The sequence below is a fragment of the Kitasatospora sp. NPDC054768 genome (assembly GCF_053612025.1).
Window position 1 is genome coordinate 23,511 of record NZ_JBSHBN010000021.1, and the last position, 10,728, is coordinate 34,238.

Annotated in this window: 10 protein-coding genes; 5 read left to right on the forward strand and 5 right to left on the reverse strand. The window is 74.1% G+C overall.

Features of this window, described 5'->3' with window-relative positions; translation table 11 throughout:
• Positions 1–130: 130 nt before the first annotated feature.
• Positions 131–1,711: a sigma-70 family RNA polymerase sigma factor gene (locus ACWGKU_RS09155; RefSeq protein WP_401054081.1), complete on the forward strand. Its 1,581-nt coding sequence runs from the start codon at positions 131–133 to the stop codon at positions 1,709–1,711.
• 51 nt (positions 1,712–1,762) lie between these two features.
• Here ACWGKU_RS09155 and ACWGKU_RS09160 read toward each other — a convergent pair whose 3' ends face one another.
• Positions 1,763–1,999, reverse strand: a complete 237-nt coding sequence (locus ACWGKU_RS09160; protein WP_380553209.1) for a hypothetical protein — start codon at positions 1,997–1,999, stop codon at positions 1,763–1,765.
• A 231-nt stretch (positions 2,000–2,230) separates the two neighbouring features.
• The gene (locus tag ACWGKU_RS09165; RefSeq protein WP_452179850.1) at positions 2,231–3,775 is read right to left on the reverse strand and encodes a M1 family metallopeptidase; all 1,545 of its coding nucleotides are present in this window, start codon (positions 3,773–3,775) and stop codon (positions 2,231–2,233) included.
• Between the two features lie 378 nt (positions 3,776–4,153).
• Between ACWGKU_RS09165 and ACWGKU_RS09170 the strand changes: the two genes are divergently transcribed.
• On the forward strand, positions 4,154–5,071 hold the full coding sequence (locus tag ACWGKU_RS09170; protein WP_452179851.1) for a carbohydrate kinase family protein: 918 nt from the start codon (positions 4,154–4,156) through the stop codon (positions 5,069–5,071).
• A gap of 15 nt (positions 5,072–5,086) precedes the next feature.
• Here the strand turns inward: ACWGKU_RS09170 and ACWGKU_RS09175 are convergent, their stop codons facing one another.
• Positions 5,087–5,617, reverse strand: coding sequence for a GNAT family N-acetyltransferase (locus tag ACWGKU_RS09175; RefSeq protein WP_401046951.1), 531 nt, complete (start codon positions 5,615–5,617; stop codon positions 5,087–5,089).
• Positions 5,618–5,828: 211 nt separating this feature from the next.
• On the opposite strand from ACWGKU_RS09175, the gene ACWGKU_RS09180 reads away from it, so the two are divergent.
• Entirely contained in the window at positions 5,829–6,884 is a 1,056-nt protein-coding gene (locus tag ACWGKU_RS09180; RefSeq protein ID WP_401046948.1) for a polysaccharide deacetylase family protein, read from the forward strand.
• 73 nt (positions 6,885–6,957) lie between these two features.
• Here ACWGKU_RS09180 and ACWGKU_RS09185 read toward each other — a convergent pair whose 3' ends face one another.
• Complete coding sequence (locus ACWGKU_RS09185) at positions 6,958–7,389, reverse strand: YchJ family protein (protein ID WP_359908792.1); 432 nt, start codon at positions 7,387–7,389, stop codon at positions 6,958–6,960.
• Between the two features lie 331 nt (positions 7,390–7,720).
• Between ACWGKU_RS09185 and ACWGKU_RS09190 the strand changes: the two genes are divergently transcribed.
• Entirely contained in the window at positions 7,721–8,095 is a 375-nt protein-coding gene (locus ACWGKU_RS09190) for a cytochrome C oxidase subunit I (RefSeq protein WP_452179852.1), read from the forward strand.
• Positions 8,096–8,186: 91 nt separating this feature from the next.
• On the opposite strand, the gene qcrB is transcribed toward ACWGKU_RS09190, so the two are convergent.
• Positions 8,187–9,809, reverse strand: a complete 1,623-nt coding sequence (gene qcrB / locus ACWGKU_RS09195) for a cytochrome bc1 complex cytochrome b subunit (RefSeq protein ID WP_452177881.1) — start codon at positions 9,807–9,809, stop codon at positions 8,187–8,189.
• Positions 9,810–10,217: 408 nt separating this feature from the next.
• Here qcrB and ACWGKU_RS09200 point away from each other — a divergent pair, with 408 nt between their 5' ends.
• Complete coding sequence (locus tag ACWGKU_RS09200; protein WP_359908787.1) at positions 10,218–10,544, forward strand: hypothetical protein; 327 nt, start codon at positions 10,218–10,220, stop codon at positions 10,542–10,544.
• Positions 10,545–10,728 lie beyond the last annotated feature (184 nt).

Here is a 10,728-nt window from a genome sequence, read left to right on the forward strand (position 1 = left end):
GGCTCCGGCTCGGGCCGAGTAGTCCGGACCGATTTTCCGATTCCGTGCACATTGTTGTTATCTGATCACTCCACACGGGTCTCCGAGGAGGCAGCGGCGGACGGATACACGGCAAGACGGAGTGCGGACCATGAACGCTGATGTGCAGAACAGGACCGGGACCACCCTGGTGCTAGCGGCGCAGGCAGGTGACCGGCAGGCCCAGGAGGCGCTGGTCGCGGCCTGGCTGCCGCTCGTCTACAACGTGGCCGGCCGCGCCCTCGGCGGCCACGCCGACGTGGACGACGTCGCGCAGGAGACCATGATCCGCGCCCTGGACGGCCTGGACGGGCTCCGCGACCCCGAGTCCTTCCGGTCCTGGCTGGTCGCCATCACCATGAACCAGGTGCGCCGTCGGCACGCCGCCGGCCAGCAGCAGCCGACCGTCGGCGGGCTGGACGAGACCTGGGAGGTCGCCGACCCCCGGGCCGACTTCACGGACCTCACCATCCTGCGCCTCGGCCTGTCCGGCCAGCGCCGCGAGGTGGCCGAGGCCACCCGCTGGCTGGACCCGGACGACCGGGAGCTGCTCGCCCTCTGGTGGCTGGAGGCCGCCGGCGAACTGACCCGGGCCGAACTCGCCGACGCCCTCGACCTGAGCCCGCAGCACACCGCCGTGCGCGTACAGCGGATGAAGAAGCAGCTCGAAGCGGGCCGCATCGTCGTCCGCGCGCTCTGCGCCTACCCCCGCTGCCCCGGACTGACCGAGCTCACCGCGGGGTTCGACGGCACCCCGAACTCGGTCTGGCGCAAGCGCATAGCCCGCCACATCCGCGACTGCGCCGACTGCGACGGCCTCGGCCGGGACCTCTTCCCGGCGGAGGGACTGCTGGCCGGCCTCGCCCTGGTGCCGATCCCGCTCGACTGGCCCGTGCTGCTGCACTTCCAGCACACCGCGGCCGCCGTCGTCTCCTCGGCGGCCGCCACCGGAACGGGAGCCTCCACCGGAGCGGGGGCCGGGGCTCACGCCGGTGCCGGGGCGCATGCGGGAGGGCACGGCGGCTGGGCCGGCACCGCGGCCCGCAAGGCCGTCCTGGCGAGCGGGGCGGCCGCGGCGGTCGCGGTGACCACCCTGGCCCTGGTCTGGCCGCAGGCCGAACCCCCGCAGCCGACGGCACCCGAGCCCACCGCTCCGGCCGCGGCACCGGACACGCCGACGGCCGCCGCCGCACCCGCTGCCGTCGCCCCCGAGCCGACCCCGCTGCCCGCGGAGAGCCCGGCGGCGACGGCGACGTCCGCACCGACGCCCACCGCGACCCGCACCGCCGCCGCGACACCGCAGCCCAACCCGGAACGCCAGCTGGTGGACCTGGTCAACGCCGAACGCGCCAGGGCGGGTTGCGCCCCGCTGCGGATCGACCCCCGGCTGCACGGCACGGCCCAGAAGCACGCGGACGACATGGCCACCCGCGGCTTCTTCGACCACGTCAACCCGGAGGGCGTCCGCACCGAGGCCCGGATCACCGCCGCCGGCTACCGCTGGTCCCAGTGGGGCGAGAACCTCGACCGGGGCCCGACCACCCCGGCCGCCGTCTTCGCCCGCTGGATGGACGGCGGAATCCACCAGTCCAACATGCTCGACTGCGGATTCAAGGACATCGGCGTCGGCTTCGCCACCAGCTCCGCCGGCACCCCCTACTGGACCCAGGACCTCGGAGCCCCGATGTCCTGAACCGTGTCCGTGACCGTGACCGTGTCCGGTGCGGTGGGCGCCGGCGCCGGACTACGCGGGAGTGGCCGCCACCAGGCCGTTCGCCGACCCGGTCACATAGCCGGTGGCCTCCCCGAGGACGCCACCCGCGTCACCGACCTGCCCGGGCACCACGTCCGGAGCGCTGCTCAGCGGCCCGGGCAGTCCCTCCTGCCCGCCCACGGCACTGGCGTGCGCACTCGGTGCGGTGAGGGAGGCCACGACACCAACGGCGAGCGAGGCAACGGCGAGCATGCTGCGCTTCTTCATGGCCGGTCCAACGACGCTGCGCCGGAAGGGTTACGGCCCGGACCCGCGGGCCCGCGGCAGGGGTGTCCGGAAAGGTTGGACGGCCCGCGAACCGACCGGGACTCTGCCGGGCGGCGGGCGGGCCGTGGGAACCACCATGGCCCCACCCGCCCCTGCCGGTCAGGGGCGCGTACGGTGCGACCGGACGCACGGCGGCGCGCCGGGCGTGCACCAGCAGCCCCAGCCGCGCCGTCAGAGCGTTCCGGAGCCCCGCGCCACCCCGGGCCCGCCCGCCCCTGCGGCCCCACGGTCCCAGGCCGAGGGCCCGGGAACCGCCACCCCCGCAGCGCCCGGCGCGGCCGGAACCGCCGGCACCGCCCCCGCCGGGCCGACCGGGCCCACCACCCAGTCCGGATGCCCCGGCATCGGCGGTGTCCGCAGCCCGTACAGCCAGTCGTGGAGGAAGCCGCGCAGGTCCTGCCCGGACACCGCGGAGGCCGTCCGCACGTAGTCCTCGGTGCTCGCGGTCCCGTACCGGTGGGTGCCCAGGAAGGTGCGCTCGATCCGGTCGAAGGCCTCCGCCCCGACCTTCTCCCGCAGCGCGAACAGCACCAGCGCGCCGCCGGTGTACCGCTGGCTGTCGAAGAGGTCGGCGGCGGTGGGGGAGGCGACCGGCCCGGAGTCGTGCCGCCACTGGTCGCCCAGCCCGTAGACGTAGCGCATCCGGTCGACCAGCGTGGTGTGGCCCCAGACGTCCGGCCACCCGCGCTCGTAGCGGTACATCAGCCCGTAGAAGTCGGCGTGGCCCTCGTTGAGCCAGAGGTCGGACCATCGGGCGGGGGAGACGCTGTTGCCGAACCAGGAGTGGACCAGCTCGTGCATCATGTGCGAGCCGATCGCCGGCTCCCCCTGCCGCAGGAAGTTCGGCTTGTACAGGGTGAGCGTCTGGGTCTCCAGACCGGTGAAGGCGAACGCGGCCGGGTCGTCCGTGTTGACCGGCAGGATCCCGTACACCTCGAACGGGAACCGCCCCAGGTGGGCTTCCGCCCACACGAGCTGGCCGGGGGTGAGGGCGAGCGCGGGCTCCAGCTCGGCGGCGCGGGCGGTCGGCACGACGTCGCGCAGGGGCAGGCCGTGCGGGCCGGTGCGCTCGCGCACGGTGTAGTCGCCGACCGAGACCTGGACGAGTTCGGTGGCCATCGGCTCGCGGGAGACGTACCGGCGGGTGGTGCGGCCGTCGCCCAGCCGCTCGGTGGCCGTCAACTCGCCGTTGGCCACGCCGAGGAGAGCGTCCGGGGCGGTCACCGCGATGGTGAACCGGGCCTTGTCGCCCGGGTGGTCGTTGCACGGGAAGACGGTGTGCGCGCTGTGGGGCTGGCCGGCCACCGCGAAGCCGTCCGGGGTGGGGACCCAGCCGGTGTGCGGCAGCGCGGCACGGGGATCGGCGCTGTACTCGACGGTGAGCCGGGTGACGGCGCCCGGCAGGAACGGCCCGGCCGGGGTGACCGTCAGCTTCTCGTCGTGGGCCGCGAAGTCCGCCGGCCGTCCGTCGACCCGGACGCTGCGCACGGTCAGCCCGAGCGCGTCCAGCTCCAGCCGGGCGAGGGCGCGGTCCGGCCGTACGGTGATCACGGCCGTGCCGTCCACCGTCCTGGTCGCGGCCCGGTAGTCGAAGGCCAGGTCGTACCCGAGCGCCCGGTACCCGGTGTTCCCGAGCGAGGGGAAGACCGGATCGCCCGGCCCGTCGGCGGCGCCGGCCGTCGGCACGCTCGCGGAGAGCACGACCGCGCTGAGCACGAGCGGGGGAAGGAGACCGGCGCGGGGCCTGAACAAGGGTGATCACCGCACTTCACGACCGGGAGCGGGGGAGAGGGCGGGAGCCGCCGGAACGGGGAGCCCGGCCACGGATGCTAGTGGACCGTCGCGGCGGCCCGGGAGCGACTGGTGCGCTTCGACGACACACCGTGGTCCCCCGGACGGCCCAGGGTGATGGCGCGGCCGCCGCACGCGGTCTACCGTGAGGAGTGCATCGTCCCCTGACGGACGATCCACGGCCGTCGGAAAACCTGGCCAGGTCCGGCGGCCGTACTCTGTTGCCCCGGCACCGCGTGCCCGGCCGCACCCCGTAGGCTGGCGGCTCTGACGACGCCCGCGTTCCGGATGCCAGGAGCCGCCGTGACCAGCCCAGCTTCACCCGTTCTGGTGATCGGCGAGTGCGTGGCCGACATCGTCCGATCGGGTGCGGCGCCGGACCGGGTGCACCCCGGCGGCAGCCCCGCGAACGTCGCCTACGGCCTGGCCCGGCTGGGCCGCCCGGCCGTGCTGCTCACCGAACTGGGGCCGGACGCCAACGGCCTGCTGATCCGGCGGCACCTGGAGTCGGCGGGTGTGCGGGTGCGGGCGGCCGAGGTCGCCCGGACGCCCTCGGCGGTGGTGGAACTGGACGGGCAGGGGCGGGCCCGCTACACCTTCGACATCCGCTGGACGCTCCCGCCGACCGAACTGGCCGAGCCGCCCGCCGCGATCCACCTCGGCTCGATCGCGGCGGTCACCGAGCCCGGCGCGGGCTCGGTGCTGGCGCTGGTCGAGCGCTGGCGCGGGCGGGCGTGGATCAGCTACGACCCGAACGTGCGCCCGGCGCTGATGGGCGACCGGGCCGAGTCCGTCCGACGGGTCGAGCGCTGGGTGGCGCTGAGCGACCTGGTCAAGGCCAGCGACGAGGACCTCGCCTGGCTCTACCCGGGCGAGCCGCCCGAGGCGGTGGCCGAGCGCTGGCTGGCCCTCGGCCCGGCCGTGGTCGCGGTCACCCTCGGGGCCGAGGGCGCGTTCGCCCGTACCGCAGGGGGCGGACACGCCGAGGCCGCGGCCCTCCCGGTGCCGGTCGCCGACACCGTCGGTGCCGGCGACTCCTTCATGGCCGCCTTCCTGCACGCCCGTACGGCCGGCGCCGACCTCGCGGTCTGCCTCACCCACGGGGTGACGGCGGCCGCGCTGACCGTCGCCCGCCCGGGCGCCAACCCGCCCTCGGCGGCCGAACTCGCGGCCGCCCTGACGGACGGGCCGCCGTCCCACGCCCCGGCGAGTGCCGGGTAGCCGGGCCCAACCCGCCTACCGCGCAAGGGCGGTGAGGTCCTTCCCGTACCAGATCTCGGCGTACGGACCGCTGCTGTAGGCGGGGATCTCCCGGTACCCGTTGCGCAGGTAGAGCGCGCGGGCCTCGGCCAGGTCGAGGCGGGTGTCGAGGACGATCCGGTCCGCGCCCAGGGAGCGGGCGGCCCGGTCGACGGCGGCCAGCAGTTCGGCGCCGCCGCCGGTGCCGCGCAGGCCGGGGCGGACGAAGACGCGGGTGAGTTCGGCGGTGGTGGCGTCGAGCCGCCGCAGGCCGGCGCAGGAGTGGGCGACGCCGTCGTGACGGCCGATCAGGAAGAGGCCGTCCGGGGCGGCGAGGTCGTCGCTGGGGGAGCCGGCCAGGCCGGACTCCAGCTCCTCGGGGGTGCCCTCCCGGTCGAAGTGCAGGCGGTAGTAGCGGTTGGCCACGTCGTCGTAGTACTCGCGCAGCAGGTCCAGGGCCTCGGGGGCGGTCACGTCGGCGGTGGCGACGGTCCAGGGGCCGGAGCTGCGGGGCGCGGTGTTGGTCATGGGCGCATGATCCACTTCATGGCGCCGCCCCCGCAATCGGTTTTCCCGGCGGCCCGGCCCGACCGCCCCGCTCCACCCCGGTCGCCCGGCCGATCGGCCGTCCGGTCGGCCGCCGCCCGGGGCAAAGGAACGGCAAGGCTCCGGTGCGTCGTTGCCCCGCGCGGGTGACGTGGGGATTGGCGGTGGTGCGCGGCGGGGGAGCAGTGCAGCTATGAACAGACCATCAGGTTGTCGTATTAGTGGGGATCTGAGGGGGAATCAGCAGCGCCGGAGCGGCGTACGGACCGGCCTGCTGGCCACCGTCTGCCTCTCCGCCGTCCTCGCCGGCTGCGCCGGTCCGGCCGCTCCCGCCCGACCGAAGCCCGCCCCGGCCGCCGACGCGAACGCGGCGCCCGCCGCCGAAGCCGCCGCGGCTCCGGGAGGTGCCGCGGCGGCACAGGCCGCCGAGGGTCCCGCCCGCGCGGGCGCCCCGCCCGTGGAGCGGCCGCAGCTGCCGGGCCTGGCCCGCAAGGAGGAGCAGAGCGGCAGCGAGGCCACGGCCCGTCAGGAGGTGGCCGCCCGCGCCGCGGTGGAGACCGCGCAGCGCTGGGGCCTGGAACGCCCGCCCCTGAAGGCCCCGCCGCGCCCGGCGACCAGGCCCGCGCTCACCCCGGGGCAGGGCGTCACGCTCGCGGAGGGCCGCCCGCCCGTCGTCTACCGGGTCCCGACCGACGACAAGGTGGTCTTCCTGACCGTCGACGACGGCGCCGAGAAGGACCCGGAGTTCTCCCGGATGGCCGAGGAGCTGGGCATCCCGCTCAGCACGTACGTCTCCGACTACCTCGCCCGCGAGAACTACGGCTACTTCCGGGACCTCCACGCCCAGGGCGTGGAGATCAACAACCACACGATCAACCACCGCAACCTCAAGGTGCTGGACTACGAGACCCAGCGCCAGGAGATCTGCAACCAGCAGGACCAGCTGGAGCAGCAGATCGGTGTCCGCCCCCGGCTGTTCCGTCCGCCGTACGGCGAGTACAACGACGACACCCTGCGCGCTGCGGCCTCCTGCGGGGTGGAGGCGGTGCCGTTGTGGAACGAGGAGGCCTTCCCGGACCACATGGAATGGCGCTACGACGACCAGCAGCTGCATCCGGGCGACATCATCCTGACCCACTTCCGGGGCACCGACATCTGGAAGGCCTCCATGCCGGACCTGCTGCGCAAGGTCGTCAACGACGTCACCGCGCAGGGCTTCGCCCTGGCCCGGCTGGACGACTACCTGTAGCACCTGTCGGCAGGGGCCACCCGGCCCGCGGCCACCCGGCGGCCGCGGTCCGGGTGGCTCGGGGGCGGGCGGCTCAGCCGAGCGAGAGGGCGTCGAGGTACACCCAGGCGCCCTCGTGCCGCACGAAGCGGCTGTTCTCGGTGAGCACGCCCTCCTCGCCGCCCTCGGTCCAGTGGGCCCGGAAGGCGACCGTGCCCTGCGCGTGGAACGCGCCGCCCTCGGTGGTGGCGACCACCTCCAGCGCGGTCCAGCGCAGCCCCGGGTCGAAGTCGACCTCCGCGGGCCGGGTGTCCGGGTGCCAGGTGCGCAGCAGGTACGCCTCGTCCTGCGCGGCGAAGGCGCTGAACCGGGAGCGCATCAGGGACTCGGCGGTGGTGGCCGTCGACTGGCCCCGGTGCAGCCGGCCGCAGCAGTCGCCGTAGCCGGCGGAGAGGCCGCACGGGCAGGGGGAGGAGGGCAGCAGCCGCGGCGCTGCGGCGCGGGGAGCGGAACGACGTCGGGACATGCCGTCCATTGTCCCCCACGCGTCGGACGGCTCCCCGGCCACCCCGCGCACGGCGGGAACGGGCCCGCCCCCGGGCGCACCGGGGGCGGGCCCGTCCGTGTCACCCGGAGGTCCGTCCCCGTGGACCGGCCGGCCCTTCGTCGCGGGCTCCACCGTCCGGCAAGAATCGCGCGGGTTGTGGCGAGCCGCCCGCCACCTGCTGTTCGTCGCTGATAGTAGTTGCCTGGTCGCGGAGCGATCCCCGTCAGGAGCCCGTCCCCCGCAGGCTTCTCCGGCGGGCCGCCTTACAACGTACGGAGCGGTCATGGGTGGCAGACAGCGTCCGCCGAGAGTGCGGACCCCTCGCCGGGGCAGGCCCGCCGGCGCCCGCCCCCGGGTGGACTCCCGGGCGGAGTTCGCCCGCATCGAGGGTTTCCTGGCCTGGGAGGCGGAGGTCGCGGCGGCCGAGCGGGACGCCCGCGCGTTCGCCGCGCAGTTCCCGTGGCTGCCGGCGGCGGAGCGGGAGAGCCTCGAACAGGCCTACGCCGCCGATCGGTTGCGCTACGCCGAGGAGGTCGTCGACCGCGCGGTCGAGCGCTGCCGCCGGCTGGCCGCCCGGTACCGCGTCGAGTGCCGCCGGATCTGCGCCCGCTGGGCGGCGCTCTGCCTCTCCGTCACCGTGACGGCGGCGCTGTTCGCCGTCGTCCCGGCCGTTCTGCGCGGCTGAGCGGTCCGGGCCCGCCGCCGTCGGCGGGCCCGGGCACGACGAGGCCCGCCGCACCGTTGCCGGCGCGGCGGGCCCTCGTCGTGCCCGGGAATCAGTGGTGGCCGTGGCCGCTGCTGATCTCCTCGTGCTCCTCGACGGTGGGCTTGGTGATCTGGCTGCCCTTGCCGTAGAAGCCGCGGGAGAGCTTCACCCGGGTGCGGGTCCACAGCCCGGTCTTGCGGGCCACCCCGTTCTCGTCCACCTCGGGCGGCAGCTCGGAGGGCCGGGGCTGGTCGTGCGCGGTGAGGGTGTAGAGCCGGCCCTGCGGCAGCGGGGCGTGGATCTCGACGAACTCGCCGTGCTGGAGCCGGTTGATGACGCCGGTCTCCCGGCCGTGCAGCACCTTCTCCTTGTCCCGCCGCTGGAGGCCCAGGCACCACCGCTTGGTGATCACGAAGACGACCACCGGCACGGTGAAGAAGCCGATCCGCACCGCGTAGGTGATCGCGTTGATCGAGAGCTGGAAGTGGGTGGCCAGCAGGTCGTTGCCGCCGCCGGCCAGCAGGAGCAAGTAGAGGCCGATCCAGGCCGCGCCGAAGGCGGTGCGGACCGGGGCGTTGCGCGGCCGGTCGGCGATGTGGTGCTCGCCCCGGTCCCCGGTGATCCAGGCCTCCAGGAAGGGGTAGCCCCAGACGACCATCAGCACGAGCGGGAAGACCATCAGCGGGATGAACACCCCGAGGTTGAGGGTGTGGCCGCCCCAGACGCTGATCTCCCAGCCGGGCATCACGCGGATCAGGCCCTCGGAGAAGCCCATGTACCAGTCCGGCTGGGCGTCGGTGGAGACCTGGTCCGGACGGTACGGCCCGTACGCCCAGATCGGGTTGACCGTGGCGATCGCGGACATCACCGCGACCACGCCGAAGACCAGGAAGAAGAAGCCGCCCGCCTTGGCCGTGTAGACCGGCAGCAGCGGCATGCCGACCACGTTCCGGTTGGTCCGGCCGGGCCCGGCGAACTGGGTGTGCTTGTGGTAGAAGACCAGGATCAGGTGTGCCGCGAGCAGGCCCACCATGATGCCCGGGATCAGCAGGACGTGGACGGTGAACAGCCGGGGGATGATCTCGGTGCCCGGGAACTCGCCGCCGAACATGAAGAACTGCAGGTACGACCCGACGATCGGGACGGCGAGGATGGCACCCTCCATGAAGCGGATGCCAGTGCCGGAGAGCAGGTCGTCCGGCAGCGAGTAGCCCATGAAGCCGTCGAACATGCCGAGGATCAGCAGCAGCGCGCCGAAGACCCAGTTGATCTCGCGCGGCTTGCGGAACGCGCCGGTGAAGAAGACGCGCATCATGTGCGTCAGCATCGCGGCGACGAAGACGATGGCCGCCCAGTGGTGGATCTGGCGCATCAGCAGGCCGCCGCGCACGTCGAAGCTGATCCTGAGCGTCGAGGAGTAGGCCTCGGACATCGCGATGCCCCTGAGCGGGACGTACGTCCCCTCGTAGACGACCTCGCCCATGCTCGGGGTGAAGAACATGGTCAGCCAGACGCCGGTGAGGATGATGATGACGAAGGTGTAGAGCGCGATCTCACCCAGCATGAAGGACCAGTGGTCGGGAAAGATCTTGCGCAGATTGGACTTGGCCAGGGAGTAGATGCCCAGTCGGCCGTCGGTCCAGTCGGCCAGGGCCTCGGCCTTGTTGGTGGGGTCGGCGCGCGTGCTGGTCACCGGTCCCGGCTGCGACTGCTGGTCGGTTCTCACGACGGGCTCCCCGGCGTCCTCGGCGTGCCGTGCTGGAGGCCCGCCGGCGGGAACACCGGCCGGCGAAGTGTTGTGATCATGGGACCTCTCGATACGGGCCCGCCGGCCGGACCGGCGCGCGGACCAGGTGTTCCACTGGACCCGTTGCTCAGGGTGATGGAGCGCTTACTCTGTCATGCTGTCGGCAGGGGGCCGACTGTGCACGTCCATCGGCCCGTCCGGCCGCTCGTGTCGGGCCGGACGGGGGCCCCTGACGCCCGATCGGCTGGCCGCCGCTCGGCCCAACGGGTGCCGATGCTGCGGTCGAGTGCCGCTGAACCGTTTCGGCGCGCGCCGCGGCCGGGGGTCGCGTGGTCCCGGGCCTACGCTGCGCCAATGGTGGATCACCGTGAACTCTTCGAGGACGTCACCGAGGCCCTGGCCCGCGCCGGGTTCGACACCGGACCGGGGCCCTCACCGCTGTGGATCGACCGTCACCCCGAGGGCGTGGTGGTCGGCTGGACGCCGGGCGCGGAGCCGGGCGGACCACCCTCCCGGGAGGCGCTCGCGGCGCTGAGCGGCGCGGCCGCGGTCGTGCTCCGCGAGTGCGGCTACCTCGTCGCCGGGACGGAGGAGGGCGATCTGCTGGTGCGCTGCGCCGAACCGGTGACGGTCCCGGAGTCGTCCGAGCCGGAGCCGGTGCCGGAGCAGTGGTGGGGGTGACCGCGGACTCCTGACGACCCCTGAGGTCTGCGGGCCCGGTCAACGCGAGGGCGGGCTCATACCGAATCCTTACCCGAAGCGGGGGTGCGGTTGACCTTGCCGGCTCTAAGGTTTGCCTAAGCTAAGCCGTCGCCCCGGACCCGGTGTCCGGGGCGTTCGGCTGTGCCGCTCCACCGCCACCGCG